General features: G+C 42.0%; 15 protein-coding genes. 11 read left to right on the top strand and 4 right to left on the bottom strand.

Annotated elements, in window-relative coordinates; all coding sequences use genetic code 11:
• Positions 1–13 precede the first annotated feature (13 nt).
• The 10 genes from menB to cydC all read left to right on the top strand — a co-directional run bounded on the left by menB (position 14) and on the right by cydC (position 10,703).
• Positions 14–832 carry a 1,4-dihydroxy-2-naphthoyl-CoA synthase gene (menB, locus tag ACGTNI_RS09585; protein ID WP_062440751.1) on the top strand — a complete coding sequence of 273 codons (819 nt, stop codon included), beginning with the start codon at positions 14–16 and terminating at the stop codon, positions 830–832.
• Between the two features lie 139 nt (positions 833–971).
• A complete protein-coding gene (locus ACGTNI_RS09580; protein WP_394461894.1) occupies positions 972–2,462 on the top strand; it encodes an o-succinylbenzoate--CoA ligase in 1,491 nt (496 codons plus the stop codon).
• Between the two features lie 17 nt (positions 2,463–2,479).
• Entirely contained in the window at positions 2,480–3,568 is a 1,089-nt protein-coding gene (gene menC, locus ACGTNI_RS09575) for an o-succinylbenzoate synthase (RefSeq protein ID WP_394461892.1), read from the top strand.
• Between the two features lie 101 nt (positions 3,569–3,669).
• A complete protein-coding gene (locus ACGTNI_RS09570; RefSeq protein WP_394461890.1) occupies positions 3,670–4,374 on the top strand; it encodes a DUF459 domain-containing protein in 705 nt (234 codons plus the stop codon).
• 277 nt (positions 4,375–4,651) lie between these two features.
• Entirely contained in the window at positions 4,652–5,404 is a 753-nt protein-coding gene (locus ACGTNI_RS09565; protein WP_394461888.1) for an IucA/IucC family C-terminal-domain containing protein, read from the top strand.
• 95 nt (positions 5,405–5,499) lie between these two features.
• A complete protein-coding gene (locus ACGTNI_RS09560) occupies positions 5,500–5,841 on the top strand; it encodes a hydrolase (RefSeq protein WP_394461886.1) in 342 nt (113 codons plus the stop codon).
• A 116-nt stretch (positions 5,842–5,957) separates the two neighbouring features.
• Positions 5,958–6,521, top strand: coding sequence for a hypothetical protein (locus ACGTNI_RS09555; protein ID WP_394461883.1), 564 nt, complete (start codon positions 5,958–5,960; stop codon positions 6,519–6,521).
• A gap of 33 nt (positions 6,522–6,554) precedes the next feature.
• On the top strand, positions 6,555–7,043 hold the full coding sequence (ytkD, locus tag ACGTNI_RS09550; protein ID WP_394461881.1) for an RNA deprotection pyrophosphohydrolase: 489 nt from the start codon (positions 6,555–6,557) through the stop codon (positions 7,041–7,043).
• Between the two features lie 214 nt (positions 7,044–7,257).
• A complete protein-coding gene (cydD, locus tag ACGTNI_RS09545; protein WP_394461879.1) occupies positions 7,258–8,985 on the top strand; it encodes a thiol reductant ABC exporter subunit CydD in 1,728 nt (575 codons plus the stop codon).
• On the top strand, positions 8,985–10,703 hold the full coding sequence (cydC, locus tag ACGTNI_RS09540) for a thiol reductant ABC exporter subunit CydC (protein ID WP_394461877.1): 1,719 nt from the start codon (positions 8,985–8,987) through the stop codon (positions 10,701–10,703). The genes cydD and cydC overlap by 1 nt, the downstream gene beginning before the upstream one ends.
• A 357-nt stretch (positions 10,704–11,060) precedes the next feature.
• Here the strand turns inward: cydC and ACGTNI_RS09535 are convergent, their stop codons facing one another.
• The 3 genes from ACGTNI_RS09535 to ACGTNI_RS09525 are packed head-to-tail and all read right to left on the bottom strand — an operon-like array spanning position 11,061 to position 13,637.
• A complete protein-coding gene (locus ACGTNI_RS09535; protein ID WP_139823733.1) occupies positions 11,061–11,867 on the bottom strand; it encodes an ABC transporter permease in 807 nt (268 codons plus the stop codon).
• A complete protein-coding gene (locus ACGTNI_RS09530; RefSeq protein ID WP_085505679.1) occupies positions 11,854–12,630 on the bottom strand; it encodes an ABC transporter ATP-binding protein in 777 nt (258 codons plus the stop codon). Before ACGTNI_RS09530 ends, ACGTNI_RS09535 begins: the two co-directional genes overlap by 14 nt.
• Before the next feature lie 11 nt (positions 12,631–12,641).
• Positions 12,642–13,637 carry an ABC transporter substrate-binding protein gene (locus tag ACGTNI_RS09525; RefSeq protein ID WP_394461874.1) on the bottom strand — a complete coding sequence of 332 codons (996 nt, stop codon included), beginning with the start codon at positions 13,635–13,637 and terminating at the stop codon, positions 12,642–12,644.
• Positions 13,638–13,758: 121 nt separating this feature from the next.
• On the opposite strand from ACGTNI_RS09525, the gene ACGTNI_RS09520 reads away from it, so the two are divergent.
• On the top strand, positions 13,759–14,535 hold the full coding sequence (locus tag ACGTNI_RS09520) for an alpha/beta hydrolase family protein (protein WP_085505677.1): 777 nt from the start codon (positions 13,759–13,761) through the stop codon (positions 14,533–14,535).
• Positions 14,536–14,605: 70 nt separating this feature from the next.
• Here the strand turns inward: ACGTNI_RS09520 and pckA are convergent, their stop codons facing one another.
• A complete protein-coding gene (gene pckA / locus ACGTNI_RS09515; protein ID WP_085505676.1) occupies positions 14,606–16,195 on the bottom strand; it encodes a phosphoenolpyruvate carboxykinase (ATP) in 1,590 nt (529 codons plus the stop codon).
• Between the last annotated feature and the right edge of the window lie 322 nt (positions 16,196–16,517).

Below are 16,517 nucleotides of genomic sequence, written 5' to 3'. Positions count from 1 at the left end.
AGGAGGAGTTTCCATGACAATTGAATGGGTAAACGAAAGAAATTACGAAGATATTCTTTATGAAACATATGATGGTATTGCAAAAATCACCATCAACCGTCCGGAAGTTCGCAATGCTTTCCGTCCACAAACGGTTAACGAACTGCTGGATGCTTTTACTTATGCAAGAGATGATTCCAAAATAGGTGTCATCGTATTGGCAGGAGCTGGAGATAAAGCGTTTTGTTCCGGTGGCGACCAATCCGTACGTGGGCATGGCGGTTATGTAGGAGAAGATGAAATCCCTCGCCTGAATGTACTGGACTTGCAGCGCTTAATCCGTGTCATTCCAAAGCCTGTCGTTGCAATGGTCTCTGGCTATGCAATTGGTGGCGGGCATGTGCTGCATGTAGTTTGTGATTTGACCATTGCGGCTGACAACGCCATTTTTGGTCAGACTGGCCCTAAAGTAGGAAGCTTTGATGCCGGGTATGGCGCAGGGCTGCTTGCTCGTATTGTCGGCCATAAGAAAGCGCGCGAAATCTGGTACCTGTGCCGTCAATATGATGCACAGGAAGCATTGGACATGGGCTTGGTCAATACGGTTGTGCCAGTGGAAGAATTGGAAAAAGAAACCGTACAATGGTGTCAGGAAATGCTTGAAAAGTCACCGACTGCCTTACGTTTCCTAAAAGCGTCCTTTAATGCAGATACAGATGGCCTTGCTGGCCTTCAGCAAATGGGTGGAGATGCAACATTACTTTATTACACTACCGATGAGGCAAAAGAAGGCCGTGACGCCTTTAAAGAGAAAAGAAAGCCTGATTTCAAACAGTTCCCGCGTTTCCCTTGATCGGAACAGGAACAAGTCAGGACAAACAATGGGGAAAGCATCAGTTCGTGCACACGCATGGAAGCTGATGCTTTCTTCTCTTTTTACATAACAAATAAGTAATTGGCCTATTTTTAAGATCTTAAGGAGGTTTTATGGCATGGTAACGACAATCCCTCACTGGCTGCTGAAGCAGGCAGAATTGAATCCAGGAGAAACAGCTATCGAAATGGACGACGGTACCTCTCTTTCTTATCAGGATCTTCACAAAGAAAGTCTGCGATACGCAGCTTATTTTGAAAAAGAGGGTATTAAGAAGGGGGATCATGTAGCGGTTCTTTCTATAAATTGGATAGAAATGCCCGTCGTTATCCACTCACTTAGTTATATCGGTGCAGTCATCGTGTTGCTGAATACACGTCTTACAGCTAAAGAACTTGCTTTTCAACTGCAAGATGCGGAAGTCACGCTTATGGTTACAGAACCGGATCTTGATTCGGTAGCTGGCGATGCAGCGCATATAGCTGGACTTAGCCAGGAGAAGGTTGTGGAATATCAGGAAATTCAACCAGAAGAGGTTCGACCAACATATATGCAGACAGAAATAAATTTAGACGATTTCTTCACAATCATGTACACATCAGGGACGACCGGTAATCCTAAAGGGGTCCAGTTGACTTATGGAAACCATTGGGCAAGTGCAGTAAGTTCCGCTCTTAATCTCGGCATTTCCCCGTCCGAGAAATGGCTGGTCTGTTTACCGATGTTCCATGTCAGTGGATTCTCTGCATTGATTAAAAATGTGGTCTATGGGATGCCGATTTTGTTAATGCGGGGTTTTGAAGAAAAAGCGGTCATTAAAGCCATCCGTCAGACAGGTGTTACCATGTTATCGGCCGTGTCTGTCATGCTGCAGCGAATGATGAGCGAATTAGGAGAACAACAGCTTCCTGCACATTTCCGTGGCGTACTGCTTGGAGGTGGACCAGCACCAAAGCCACTTTTAGAAAAAGCAAAAGAAAAAAAGATCCCGGTTTTCCAAACCTATGGAATGACGGAGACAGCATCACAAATAGTTACATTAAACCCAAAAGATGCTCTGAGGAAAATCGGATCCGCTGGAAAACCTTTAAGTACAGCAAGCCTTAAAATTGATGCTGCCGAAGGGGAAGTGGGCGAAATCATTGTGAAAGGGCCAATGGTGACTACTGGGTACTTTAAACGGGAAGAAGCAACTGCCGAGGTTATGTCAGATGATGGATGGCTTGCAACTGGGGACCTTGGCTATCTGGACGAAGAAGGGTTTCTTTTTGTGGTCGATAGAAGAAAAGACTTGATTATTTCCGGCGGGGAAAATATCTATCCTGCTGAGGTAGAAAGTGTACTGGCGGGGATGGAAGGTGTTAGGGAGGCTGGTGTGACAGGCATAAAGGATAAAAAATGGGGACAAGTCCCTGTCGCATTTATAGTTGCCGATACTAAGGGTGCCATCCGTGAAGAGGATGTGTTTCTATTTTGTAATAGTGAACTGGCAAGCTATAAAATTCCGAAGGAGATCCATTTTGTAGACCAGCTTCCTCGCAATGCCTCTAACAAGCTGATGAGGCGGGAACTCCTGCGTTTACGGAAAGTTGACGGTGACGAAGGATGAATATAGCAGAGATTTGTATGCGTAAAATTGAAATGCCACTGAGATACCCTTTTCAAACACATGCAGGCCAGGTCAATGATCGGGAGCTGATCATTATAGAAATAATGGATAAAGAAGGAAGAAAGGGTTTTGGAGAAGTGACGGCCTTTTCTACACCCTTTTATACGTCAGAAACAATCGAATCCGCCTGGTCGGTATTAAGACGAATATTCCTTCCTGCTGTTAATTGGCAACAGCTTGTCCATCCATCCTACGTGGCCAGCCAATTGTCAATCTGGCAAGGCAATCAAATGGCCAAAGCCGGGTTAGAAGCAGCGGTATGGGATTTGTATGCAAAACAAGTAAACAAAAGTCTTAGCAAGCTGATCGGTGGAGTGCGGCCGTATGTGGAATCGGGTGTTGTCCTGAGCTTGTCGGATAAGCTTGATGATGTGATCGCTAACTATCAGGAAGAAGGATACAGGCGCTATAAGTTGAAAGTTGAAAAGTATAACGAAGGTAAGATGATTGAAGAAATCAAAACTTATGCTCCCTCTCTTCCTGTGATGATTGATGCCAATGGGATCTATGAAGAAAAGGATATCCCTTATTTACAAACATTGGATTCTCATGGTTTGATGATGATCGAACAGCCTTTTCGTCCCGGAGATTTCTATCTTCATCAACAGTTGCAACATCAGCTGGAGACCCCTATCTGCCTGGATGAAAGTGTAACCTCGCTGGCGGATGCCAAACAGGCAGGGCGCATGGGGAGCTGCCAAATATTCAACATCAAAATCAGCCGTGTGGGAGGAATGACGGAAGCACTTGCAATCCATGAATGGAGTAGAAAAAATAATATCCCTGTCTGGTGCGGGGGGATGGTGGAGTCTGGTATATCCAAAGCTCACAATATTGCGCTGGCATCTCTTGACGGATTCACCATCCCCGGGGATATATCTGCTTCTGCTCGTTTTTGGGAAAGGGATTTGATCATACCGGAGGTTGAAGTCCAACAAGGAAGAATAAAAGTCCCATTGGACCCAGGGATCGGTTTTGAAGTGGATGAAGAGTACTTGCAATTTATCACCCAAGACACTTATATATTCCAAACTGAAAAAAGCTGAGTTTTGATTATCTTAGGAACTTAATGAAAGACATTCCAATTTTTGGGGAGAGGTTTATCCTCATAAAGGGAAGGGTATTTCACAGTTTCTAGGAGGGGCCTATGAAAAAACTACTGATAACAATCACAATCATTTTAGTCATCTTAGCAGCGCTTACTTATTTTCTTGGACAAAATCAGAAGGAGAAAGCAGAAGAGCAGGAGGAATTAGTCGCCTTAGGAGATTCGCTCACCTATGGTGTCGGGGATAAAACAGGAAATGGTTATGTAGGCGACCTGCAAACCTTATTAAGTAAAAATCACGAAGGTCCGGTGACGGTCCATAATTATGGGATTCCCGGCCAGCAGTCCGATGGCTTACTGCAGCAGTTGGATAAAGAGAATGTGTCGAAGAATATAGAAGATGCGGATTACTTTATCATCTTTATCGGAACCAATGATTTAATTAATAGTAATGGCGGGGATCTTGCGAAGGTTTATGATAAACGTATCGAACAGGGAAAAAAAGACTATGAAAATAACGTAAAGGAAATATTGACGATAATACGGGACAGGAATGCAGACGCTCCGATATTATTTTTAGGTCTCTACAACCCCTTCCCTTCTTCTGAAGAATTAGAACAAGTGGTGCGAGATTGGAACAACCATAGTCAGCACATTGTTAGTGATTACAGTAGAACAAAATTCATTGAAACGAATGGACTGTTCGATAAGAAGTCGGATAAGTACTTCAGCGATGAGCTGCATCCGACAGAAGAGGGATATCAGCTGATCACCAAAAAAATATTGAAAGAATATGATTTCTAAAGGGAAAACGAGTATGCAACTTTGTGGTTTCATACTCGTTTTTTAATGAAACTATTTTTCCAAGGAACTACATAAGAGCTGAATTTATAATTTCTTGATATAGATGGGGGCATATCACACGACACAAAATTTTCATATCTTTTTGAAAACTTCTTGAATGAAAATGATTATCAAATTCATTGACACAGTTCACAGAGCCCCATAGACTTATAATTGGAATATTAGCAAAAAAAGAACTTATACTATATGGAATGGACAGTGCATTGAGGTGAATACAATGACTCGACTGACTGAAAGAGAAGAAACCTTTATGGAAGATCACTTCCGATATGTTTCACGAATACAGAGGGATAGCGAACCTTATGAGATAATCCATGCTTCCGAGCTATTGGATAAACAGACGCTGCAGAAAAAATTAGACGAAATCCATGTTTTTATGGAATCCGATTTTTATTTGACTACAGCGTCTATCTTTTCAAAACGTTACAGTTATTATATAGTGACAGGCGTTTTGGCGATGATATCGGCATTCGACAAATGCCCGGATTATCGACCGGAAAATATAAGGCTCGTACGTCTCGATGAGGATAAAAAATGGTTTCCGAAGCTTACATTTGTTTCTAAGGACGCCGAGGAACCTATTGCGGTTAACCGTCATGCTTGCTTACGGGATCAATTGACCGAATTATTCTCGGAACATGTCCGGCCTATATTTCTTCAGATCAACCAATTGACCAGGTTATCCATGAACGTATTATGGGAAAACTTCGCTATATATCTCTACTGGTTTTATGAACGCTATGCCGAGGATCATTTTGATGAAGAACGGATGGCACAAATCCGTGATGATTTTCATTTCATCGTACATGAATTGGATGGCTCCAGTTTTGGAGAAGAGAAGAACCCGTTCCATTATTTCAGCTATCAGCCAAAGTTGCCAAACGGAGCTCGGGAAAGGAAATGCTGCTGTTTAAGCTATAAATTGCATGATGACAGTGGATATTGCAAAGTTTGTCCCCATCGTTGCTGATGCAGCGTTTTTCATTTCATTAGCTTATAAGCAGAAAAATCATGATAATTCTCCTCTAGTTTGTAAAAACTATTGGTAAGATGAGGAGGGCTATCATGGAAAGAAACAAATATTACGTAAATATTGGTTCCCAGGAAATTTCAGTCAACCATGATGGGAATAACGATATTTTCACAATTTACGCGACTGAAGAAGAAGTAGTGGAACTTCGCGCCTTTTTTGATGAAATACACAACGCAGATGAGCGTACTTTCTGGAGGGCTCATATTCCCTTTCGTCACTACCATAATGATGAATCCAATGCCGAATTTGATGATGGCATAAGGATGGTATTCCGCAGGGTATATGAGTTAGGAGACGAAAAGACAAAAGAGCATATCGGAAGTATGGGAATTCTTGAGAATCAGGATTCTACCGAAGGCCGTAGACATTTATAATGTTTACGGTTTTTTCGATTTTTATTTTCTAATCTCTTCTGGCAAAAAGGGTTTATGGAAGATTTGGAACAGGAATACTGATTATATAAAACAAGGACATCAAGGGGTGGACAACAATGAGAAAAACTTCAACAGCGAAATGGGCCAAAACGATTGTGATAGCTGTTCCGTTAGCGCTTTTTGTTCAGACCGGAGTATCCCTGAATGCAGAAGAACCTAAACAAGTTAATATGCACCAGGAATCCGTAACGGACCCGGAAGAAAAAAAGGCCTCCAGCGCGGAGAGTGAAAATAAAGAGAGCCTTGATAAAGCGACGATTGAAGAACGAACGGACCAGTTTATGGAACAGTTGGTTCAGAAGACAGACGAAAATTATAAAGTTTTAAATTATGACAGCAAAGCAGCATTGCTGGAAGGGTTCGAGCCGATAGCGACAAGGAAGGCCGCAAAAGAATATGTTGATTTTTATTATAAAGAAAAGCAATCAGGTCTTTATATTCTTCCTACAGAAACGCCGCCTTGGTTTGTAAATGGCCAACCTTATGATACCATCGATATAGATAAGAACCATAAGAAGGTCATCCAAAAGAATAAGAATGAACTTTACGGTGACTATACAATTGCCATTACCTTTATATATGACGGAAAGTGGCGGATTCAGGAGATAGAACATAAGTAGTTAACGAAGCAGTCAAAGGCAGTTGAAGCGGCGATGAAGACATTTTATGATTACTATAACAACGAAGTGAAATTATCATTTGATAATCATCCTTTTTCCAAAAGCCCTAAGCATGTGTGGGTGATATGCAGATACAAAGATAAATGGCTGCTCACCCAGCATAAGGATCGGGGTATTGAATTTCCAGGGGGGAAAGTCGAAGCAGGTGAAACAGCAGACGAAGCAGCCTTTCGGGAAGTAAAAGAAGAGACAGGTGCAGATATTAAAGAATTGCTATACCTTGGGCAATATCATGTGGATGGCAAAGGGGGGACGATTATAAAAAATATCTATTTCGCAAGAATCGAATCCATCGAAAAACAGGAGCATTATTTTGAAACAGAAGGCCCTGTACTTTTTGATTCTTTGCCAGCAAACATTAAAAAGAATAAGCGTTTCAGTTTTATGATGAAAGATGGAGTTTTACCCAGTAGTTTACAATACATCGAAAAAATGCAATTACTACAAGAAAAAGACACATAATAACCTTAAGAGGACAAAAAAGCTTAGAGTACCCAAGTGGCTCTAAGCTTTACTTATGTAAACTAAAGAAGGCGATCCCCTTCCTGGCTGTAAATAACGTAAGCAGGCAACGTTTTTTTATATTAAGTCTTTTGAATTTATTTGAACAGGCGATTTGATATATAATAAATATGTGAAAATATTCACGATATCCTTACGGGAGACTGAAATACTTATGACTGACTTAAAAGCTATTGCAAAGCAACAAAAAATAGAACGAGTAATGCTGGCCATTATCGCTGTACTGACAGGGACTATGGTTATAGGACAGGCCTATCTGTTTGTTTCTGTGGTCGATAGCATTTTTTTGCAGGGGCTATCATTCTCTGATGTGCTGCCGAGTTTAGCCGGCTTGTTAGTAGTAATGATTGTAAGGGCTGCGTTAACGTACTGGAGTGGCCGGACTGGGGTTAAAATGGCTGCTAAAGTAAAAGCTGATTTTCGCAGGTCTTTATTACGGAAATTTACCAGAAACCCGATACAGGCTTCATTTAAAGGACAATCAGGGCAGAAAGTCAGTGTGATGCTGGATGCAGTGGATGAAATAGATAGCTATTTCAGTCAATATGTGCCGCAAGTGATCCAGAGTTCCATTGTTCCATTGATGATCATCGGAACAGCGTTTTATTTCCATACACCAACTGGAGTCATTATGTTGATTACTGCTCCCTTTATACCGGTTTTTATGGCTATCATTGGCATGAAAACGAAGGATAAATCTGAAGAAAAAATGAAAGAAATGGCGGCATTCTCAGGAAAATTTCTGGATATATTACAAGGTTTGACAACACTTAAATTATTTGGAGAGGCTGGACGGCAACAGGAAAAAATAAGAACAAGCAGTATCAGATTCAGGGATGCCACCATGGAAGTGCTGAAGCTGGCTTTCGTTTCTTCATTGACCTTAGAATTCATTTCCATGTTGAGTATTGGGATTATCGCTCTTGAGGTAGGGCTGCGTTTGATTGTATTTGAAAACATCAGTTTCTTTACAGCTTTCTTTGTGCTTGTGCTTGCCCCTGAATTTTATACGGCACTTAAAGATTTAGGTAGTGCTTTCCATACTGGACGAGGAAGTATGGGAGCGGCCGACAAGATAACAAAGGAATTAGAAGAAAAAGAAAACACAGTAGAGTGGGGAGAACAAGATTTTTCAATGAGTGAACCACCTTCTATTAGCTTGAAGGATATTAGTTTTCGGTATCAGGAGAATGGTTTTTCTCTGGAGGATATCACTGTTGAGCTTCCCGCTAATCAACAAATAGCGGTCGTAGGTAGAAGCGGTTCAGGAAAGACAACACTACTTTATTTGATAGCCGGATTGATCCCTCCTGAAAAAGGAAGAATAAAAGTAGAGGATAAGCACCTATATGATTACGTGGAAGCGGCATGGTTTCAGCAATTAAGTTATATATCACAACACCCCTATTTATTTGCAGGTACAATTGCAGATAATATCGCTATTGGTGTCGAAAAAGAGGTTACAAGAACAGACGTGGAGAGGGCTGCGGAACAAGCAGGAATTTCAGGGCTTCTCCACTCTCTTGAACAAGGATTGGATACTGCAATCGGTGAAGCGGGCCGGGGACTTTCTGGCGGGGAGATGCAAAGGGTTGCACTTGCTCGCGCTTTTTTGAAAAACCCTTCGATCATTTTGTTTGATGAACCTACAACAGGGCTGGATTTGGAGACAGAGCGTATATTACAGCACTCCATCGAAGAACTTGCTAAGAATTCTACGGTTATTACAGTCGCACACCGGCTTCATACAATTAAAAACGCGGATAAAATTCTTTTCCTGGATAAAGGTAGATTGATTGCTCAAGGATCTCACCAGGAATTACTGATTAATACACCTGCCTATCGTGAGATGGTGACAGCACAACAAGGGGGTGGAGCGTAATGATTCACTTGAAATATGTTCTAAAGGAAATAGTGACGGAAAAAAAAGATATTTTCCTGTCTGTTCTTTTCGGATATCTCGCCGGCATGACAGCGATTGTGCTGTTTGGGGCAAGCGGGTACTTAGTCTCGAAAGCGGCATTGGCTCCGCCATTATATACACTCGCATTTTTGATAGCAGGTGTGAAACTGATGGGTTTTTTTCGAGCCCTGAGTCGCTATGGCGAGCGTTATTTTTCCCATCGTGCCACCTTTACCATGCTTAGTAATATCCGTGCCTCTTTTTTTCAGAAACTTGAACCCTTGGCTCCCCGTATATTTCAAAAGTATCGAAGTGGGGATTTACTTGCACGGATTGTCGGAGATGTGGAAAGCCTGCAAAACTTTTTTTTACGCGTGCTTTATCCCCCGATCCTATTAATTTTGGTATTTTTAAGCACAATATTTTTTGTGGTTTTCTATTCGTGGTGGATTGCTTTTCTTTTATTTATCGGTTTGATTTTAACAGGGCTGATTATCCCAGCCTGGTTTACAATCAGGCAGAAAAAAATGGAGAGTCGAATCAGAGAAGCAAGGGCTGAGCTTTCCACGGAGGCGACCGAGTTACTTTATGGATTTTTGGATTTGAAAATCTATCAAAAGCTTAAGGGGAAAGAGGCACAACTAACGAATGCATCGGAGGCTTATATTTTCGAACAGGAACTTGAAGGGAAAACAGCGATGTTTAATCATGCTATTAATTCCATGGCATCTTTCACGGTTTCCTGGCTAGTGCTGACAGTGGGCGCTTTTTTGGTAACGGAAGGTCAGCTTGATGGTGTCTTTCTGGCTATGCTTGTCATGATTTCGTTAACCATGTTCGAAAATGCCACACCGATGGCTGTGCTGCCAGATCATTTAGAAGATAATCGCAGAGCAGCAGAGCGCCTTTATTCTGTTGTGGAAGAGTCTGAAGCAGAAACTGGTTCATCTTCATCCAAAAAGATTCCGAACAAACAGGCACTGGCAATCGAGTTTGAAAAGGTATCCTATACATTTCCGGAAGAAAGACACCCGGCAATAAAGGATGTATCATTTCATTTGCCTGCCGGCTCAAAAACGGCGATCGTTGGTCCCAGTGGTTCAGGAAAGTCCACCCTGCTGCAGCTGCTTCTGGGAATTTCTGACCCAGATAAGGGAGAGATCTATGTAGGAGACAGCGAAATTATTCATATCTCTAAAGAAGATTTGTGGAGCAAAACGAATGTGGTCCTGCAGGAAAACCAATTCTTTTATGGTACGATCCGGGAAAATTTACTGATTGCAGATAACAGTTTGACTGACGAAACGATGAATTCAGTACTGAATAAAGTGGAATTACAGCAGTTTTCTTTAGATGATCAGGTATTAGAAAAAGCGGAGAACTTTTCCGGTGGTGAAAAGCAGCGCCTGGCCATTGCAAGAGCAATGTTAAAAGGAGAGCGTTTATGGCTGTTAGACGAACCTGCTTCATCGATTGATGCGCTCACAGAGAAAAATATTTATGCCCATCTGTTACACCAGGCACAAAACGATACGCTCGTCTTAATCAGCCACCGCTTGACAGGGCTTGAAAAAATGGATCAAATTATTATCATGGAACAAGGGAAGATGATCGAAGCAGGTACGTATAAAGAATTAATGGATAAAAAAGGCTATTTCTACCATATGAAGCAAATAGAAAAAGATGTATTAATGTAAAAAAAGTCGTTCAACCCGCTGCTCCCGGTTGAACGACTTTTTGGCATTCCATTCAGTTAAAGCTCCCTTTAATGGAAGCTCAGTTTCAAGATATGTTGATTCCATTACGATAGTAATGGGTTGGAGGTCCGGGAAATTACTCGCTTTCCATGGGCGTACGGTGAGCTTCCTCGGGCTAAAGCCCTGCGGGATCTCACCATGTACTATTCTCCCATTGGAGTCTCGCAATTTCCCAGCCGCCCCTGACTCAATTATAGTAAAGAACCACTGATATCTCGAAATCAAGTCTTCGACTTTTCGGTTGTTGAATAAGCATCTAATGATAAATCATCAAAACGTTATAACAGAGTCTTAACATTAATGCTTGATCAGTTTCTTTTCCAGTTTCTCTACCAGCTGGTACATGATAGCTGCAAAGATAGCGATGATCAATAAAGAAAATAATACTAATGTAAAGTCAAATACCTGAAACCCATAGATGATTAAATAACCTAACCCCTGTTTTGAAACGAGAAATTCTCCGACAATCACACCGACCCATGAAAGACCGACATTTACTTTAAGGGAGGAAATCATTGTCGGGAAGGAGGCGGGGAATATCGCTTCCTTAAAACATACACGTTTTGATGCTCCCAGACTCTGTAATACCTTGATATAGTTACTGTCGATTTCCTGAAAAGCATTATAGACAACCAGAGTTGTAATGATGATAGAAATAATCGCTCCCATGGCGATGATCGAAATATATCCTGGGCCAAGGGCAACGATGATAATGGGGCCAAGTGCCACTTTCGGCATAGCATTCAGGATGACAAGGTAAGGATCGATGATCTTTGAAAAGCGAGTTGACCACCATAGCATGGCCGCTAACAGTATTCCTGCAAAGGTGCCGATAATGAAACCCGCAACCGTTTCAAATAAGGTGACGTTAATATGCATCCACAAGGAACCGTCGCTTGCTTTGGCAATGAATAACTTGTAGATTTTGCTTGGGGAACTGAACAGAAGCGGATCGATCCATTTTAATCTACTGGCCAGCTCCCAAATACTGAAAAATATAAGAAAGATCGAAATCTGCCAAAACCAGATCCAGCGTTGTTCTATCTTTAGTTTCCTCACATAGGCCTGGTGGAGTTCGCGATTAGCAGCTTCAGTATTTTTCAAGCGCACTCATCTCCTTCCACACTTCATCGAAGATAGCCTGGAATGAAGGGTGCTGACGTGCCTGGAAAGGAGAGATTTTTCTCAACTCAGGAGGCATCCGGAAAATTTGTTTAATCTCTCCTGGCCGTGGTTTTAATAAGATAATACGGTCGCTCATAACAATCGCTTCGCTGATGTCGTGGGTAACGAGCAATGCCGCTTTGTTATATTGTTTTAGCAATTGAGAAACGAAATCTTCTAACCGGAGCTTTGTTTGAAAATCCAGTGCCGAAAAGGGTTCATCTAATAATAAGAGTTTCGGTTCGGTTATTAATGTCCGTGCCAGGGCGGCACGTTGTCGCATCCCGCCAGAAAGTTCATCCGGATAAGAATCCCCGATTCCTTGCAGGCCTACCTCTTCCAGCATCTGATCTGCCTGTTCTTTAATCGAGTTATCTAGTGTTTTGTTGATTTTTGGACCAAGCATAATGTTTTCTTTTATCGTCTTCCAAGGGAAAAGATAATCCTGCTGCAGCATATAACCCATATGTGCCTTATTGCCAGGTTCTGAAGCAGAGTCTTCACCAAGTATGATTTCTCCCATTGTCGGCTTAATTAAACCGGCAACGATGGATAGTAATGTCGTTTTCCCGCAGCCACTTGGTCCCAGTATTGATATGAATTCCCCCTGTTCCAATGTAAACGAGATATTCTCCAGAGCTTTGGTATAATCTTTTTTGGAATAATAGTGGTGAGAGACTTGATTGACGGACAACAATGGCATGAGGGATCCTCCTATTCGCTGATTATTTCTTCTGCAATACTTGTGTTTACTAAAGTAGAATGATCAACATCTTCTGGGAGTTCACCGGCTTCTTCCATAATCACTTTCAAGTTGTTCCATTCTTCTTCATCTAAAATTGGATCCGTAGCAAATGATCCCTGGCTCTTATAGCGATCTACCACGGTGGCAATCAAATCAAGTTCGGAATCCTCAAAGTAGGGCTGGATGACTTTTGCTGTTTCCATCGCAGGCTGAGCTTCCACCCATTGTTGTGCTTTGTATATGGCTTTGGTAAATTTTTTGATTGCTTCTTCGTTTTCCTTGATGAAGCTTTCTTTTGCCATAAAAACTGTATATGGGACGTGCCCTGACTCTTCACCGAATGAAGCAACGATATGGCCAATACCTTCTTGCTCAAAGATACTCGCTGTCGGCTCAAATAACTGGACATAATCTCCAGTACCGGAAGCAAAAGCGTTAGGAATATTAGCATAATCTACATTTTGTATCAGGTTTAAATTCTTTTGCGGGTCGATCCCGTGCTTCTTCAATACAAATTCACCGACCATTTGCGGCATACCGCCTTTTCTTTGTCCTAAAAAGGTACTGTCATTCAGGTCTTCCCATTGAAAATCCTTCACTTCTTCCCTGGCAACTAAGAATGTCCCATCTGTTTGGGTAAGCTGGGCAAAGTTCACAGCTGGATCATTTGCCCCTCGTGCGTGCACATAGATGGATGTTTCCGACCCTACAAGAGCGATATCGGTACCATCTGATAAAAGAGCGGTCATCGTTTTATCACCACCCCAGGTCGTATTCAGTTCGACATCTAATCCTTCTTCTTCAAAGAATCCTTTTTCCAATGCGACATATTGTGGGGCATAGAAGATCGAACGAGTGACTTCTGCTACCTTCAAGCTGGTGGTTTGCTGCTGGCCACATGCTACTGCAGCGATAGTCAGCAGAATTGCCATCATGAAGATTCCCACTAAACGGATTTTTTTCATTCGGAAAGCTCCTCCTGTATGATGTTGGTTAGAATAACTAATGTAGTTTATGTGAAAGTGAAAAAATGTGTGAATGCCTATATACCAGAACAGCTTTATTGGCATAGGAGGGAAAATGACAATGAATGGATCCGTGGTGGACAAGCTGAAATTTCCTTCTCCTCACCCTGGCTTTGATATTTACCTTGTAACCTATATGAGCCAGGGGTTGAAAGTGAAGGGTTTTTTGGTGGAGCCTAAGGAGGATCGTTCCTACCCTGGATTTCTCTACTTGCGAGGGGGAATTAAGAACGTTGGAAAGGTGCGGATAGGGAGAATTATTCAATTTGCAGCCCAGGGATTTATTGTATTCGCACCAACTTACCGGGGGAATATGGGCGGTGAAGGAAGCGAAGATTTCGCCTTAAATGACCGACATGATGCATACTCAGGTGTTCGTGTGCTGGAGAATCATCCCAAAGTGAAGGAGGATATTTGTGTCTTCGGTTTTTCACGTGGAGGAGTGATGGCATTATGGACGGCAATTGAGATTCCTCAAGTGAAAAAAGTGGTGGTGTGGGGAGGAGTAAGCGATGTTACCCTTACTTACTGGGAACGAGAAGACCTTCGGCGCATGATGAAACGGGTGACTGGTGGTACACCTAAAAAATATCCGGAGCGCTACCTTGCCAGGACCCCACTCCATAAACTCAATCAGATGGAAGCGGATTTGTTGGTGATTCATGGTGAGAAAGATGAAAATGTCGACGTTCAGCATGCCTATCGTCTACAAGAAGCCATGAAGGTGTATAATAAACGATATGAAAGCTGGATATATTCTGATACAGATCACTATTTTCCACCAAAAATCAATCGGGAAACAGTCGAGAAGCTGTGTGCATGGCTGAAACAAACATAAAAGAAACGGATACGCTCTGGACGTATCCGTTTCTTTATATATATGAGGAGATGAGGAAACAAAGTTCAGGCTAGCCTCTATATGTCGGGCCGGCTTGTGCAATAGCTTCACTTGCATGTGTAAACTTCTCAAAATTCTCATGGAATTTCATCGCAAGCTCTTTAGCTTTTCGATCGTAAGCCTTCTGGTCATTCCAGGTTTGTCTTGGGATAAGCACTTCATCAGGGACTCCCGGTACTTGCATTGGAGCTTCGAGACCAAAGATTTCATCCCGGTGAGTTTCAATGGAATTCAATTCACCTTCCAGGGCCGCATGAATCATGGCACGAGTGTAAGAAAGCTTCATGCGATTTCCTTCCCCATATGCTCCGCCGGTCCACCCGGTATTTACAAGAAATACATTGGTATTATATTGATCTATTTTTTCTCCTAGCATTTCTGCATATGTTGCAGGAGCAAGTGGAAGGAATGGTGATCCAAAACAAGCAGAGAAAGTTGCCTCAGGAGAAGTGACTCCCCTTTCTGTACCGGCAAGCTTACTTGTATATCCACTAAGAAAATGGTACATAGCCTGTTCTTTTGATAGCTTACTGATTGGCGGTAGAACGCCGAAAGCATCAGCTGTCAAAAAGATAATGGTGTTGGGATGGCCGGCGACACTTGGTAACACGATGTTATCAATATTATCGATTGGATAAGCTGCTCGTGTGTTCTCTGTTAATGACGTATCATCATAATCAGGGTTCCTTGAATCATCATCTAAGATGACATTTTCCAGCACGGAACCGAATCGGATGGCGTCATAGATCTGGGGTTCTTTTTCTTTTGATAAATTAATGGTTTTTGCATAACAGCCACCTTCAATATTGAAAACGCCCTTGGCTGACCATGCATGCTCATCATCACCAATCAAACGACGGTACGGGTCGGCTGATAATGTCGTCTTTCCTGTACCAGAGAGTCCGAAGAAAAGGGCGACATCGCCTTCCTGCCCAACGTTGGCGGAGCAGTGCATCGATAGGACATTATTTCGGGGAAGCATATAGTTCATGACAGAGAAAATGGATTTTTTAATCTCCCCGGCATACTCTGTACCACCGATTAAAACTACGCGATGCTTGAAAGAAATGAAGATGAATGCCTCTGAATTTGTACCGTCAATTGCGGGATCCGCTTTGAAGTTCGGGGCAGAAATGACGGTGAATTCTGCTTCATGACCAGCTAATTCCTCTTCTTTTGGACGTATAAACATTTGTCGTGCAAACAGGTTATGCCAGGCTAATTCATTGATCACCTGGATGGGAAGACGATAATTTTCATCGGCCCCTGCATATCCATCAAATATGAATACTTCATTTTTTGCGCGTAAGTAATCAAGTACTTTATGATATAAACGAGTAAACACATCTTCATCAATCGGTTTGTTGACTGGTCCCCAGGCTACAGTATCCTTGGAAATCTCATCCTGGACTATAAATTTATCTTTAGGCGAGCGTCCGGTGTATGTGCCAGTAGTAGCACGTACCGCTCCTGTCGATGTGAGAACGCCTTCATTTCGGCTTAAAGTTTTTTCCACTAATTGGGCTACAGAAAGGTTTTTTAAAACATTCTCTTGAGACAGCAAGTCAGAGAGTTGGGACATTTGATTTATCGTCGTCATCGCGTAAACCCGCCTTTACGTAAAGATTCAACCCACATTTTAAGTGGGGAGTATTTTAATTGATTATTAGTATAACACATTCATTGTATTAGTCCATACTATTTTTGTTACTGTCATATTTTTTTCAAATATTTATTCTATTATATATATAAGCTAATTTGAGAATAAGATAGGATCTCAAACATATGAAAAGCTTAGATTTATTTTATCCTTATTATACGATAGGAGTATTCCTATTTATAGTAGGGTATAACTAACTTCCCATCCTTATTCTAACAGGATTGAGTTGATTGACAAGCGCCACCGATTTGGTTACGATATA

This window comes from Thalassobacillus sp. B23F22_16, assembly GCF_043496955.1.
In the GTDB taxonomy this organism is placed as follows: domain Bacteria; phylum Bacillota; class Bacilli; order Bacillales; family Halobacillaceae; genus Thalassobacillus; species Thalassobacillus devorans_A.
This window is presented reverse-complemented; position numbering and strand designations above follow the sequence as displayed.

Coding starts and splice junctions, on each gene's coding strand:
- ACGTNI_RS09555 (WP_394461883.1), top strand. CDS start 5,958: ATGAGAAAAACTTCAACAGCGAAATGGGCCAAAACGATTGTGATAGCT.
- ACGTNI_RS09560 (WP_394461886.1), top strand. CDS start 5,500: ATGGAAAGAAACAAATATTACGTAAATATTGGTTCCCAGGAAATTTCA.
- ytkD (WP_394461881.1), top strand. CDS start 6,555: ATGAAGACATTTTATGATTACTATAACAACGAAGTGAAATTATCATTT.
- ACGTNI_RS09565 (WP_394461888.1), top strand. CDS start 4,652: ATGACTCGACTGACTGAAAGAGAAGAAACCTTTATGGAAGATCACTTC.
- ACGTNI_RS09530 (WP_085505679.1), bottom strand. CDS start 12,630: ATGCCATTGTTGTCCGTCAATCAAGTCTCTCACCACTATTATTCCAAA.
- ACGTNI_RS09580 (WP_394461894.1), top strand. CDS start 972: ATGGTAACGACAATCCCTCACTGGCTGCTGAAGCAGGCAGAATTGAAT.
- cydC (WP_394461877.1), top strand. CDS start 8,985: ATGATTCACTTGAAATATGTTCTAAAGGAAATAGTGACGGAAAAAAAA.
- cydD (WP_394461879.1), top strand. CDS start 7,258: ATGACTGACTTAAAAGCTATTGCAAAGCAACAAAAAATAGAACGAGTA.
- ACGTNI_RS09520 (WP_085505677.1), top strand. CDS start 13,759: ATGAATGGATCCGTGGTGGACAAGCTGAAATTTCCTTCTCCTCACCCT.
- pckA (WP_085505676.1), bottom strand. CDS start 16,195: ATGACGACGATAAATCAAATGTCCCAACTCTCTGACTTGCTGTCTCAA.
- menB (WP_062440751.1), top strand. CDS start 14: ATGACAATTGAATGGGTAAACGAAAGAAATTACGAAGATATTCTTTAT.
- ACGTNI_RS09570 (WP_394461890.1), top strand. CDS start 3,670: ATGAAAAAACTACTGATAACAATCACAATCATTTTAGTCATCTTAGCA.
- menC (WP_394461892.1), top strand. CDS start 2,480: ATGCGTAAAATTGAAATGCCACTGAGATACCCTTTTCAAACACATGCA.
- ACGTNI_RS09525 (WP_394461874.1), bottom strand. CDS start 13,637: ATGAAAAAAATCCGTTTAGTGGGAATCTTCATGATGGCAATTCTGCTG.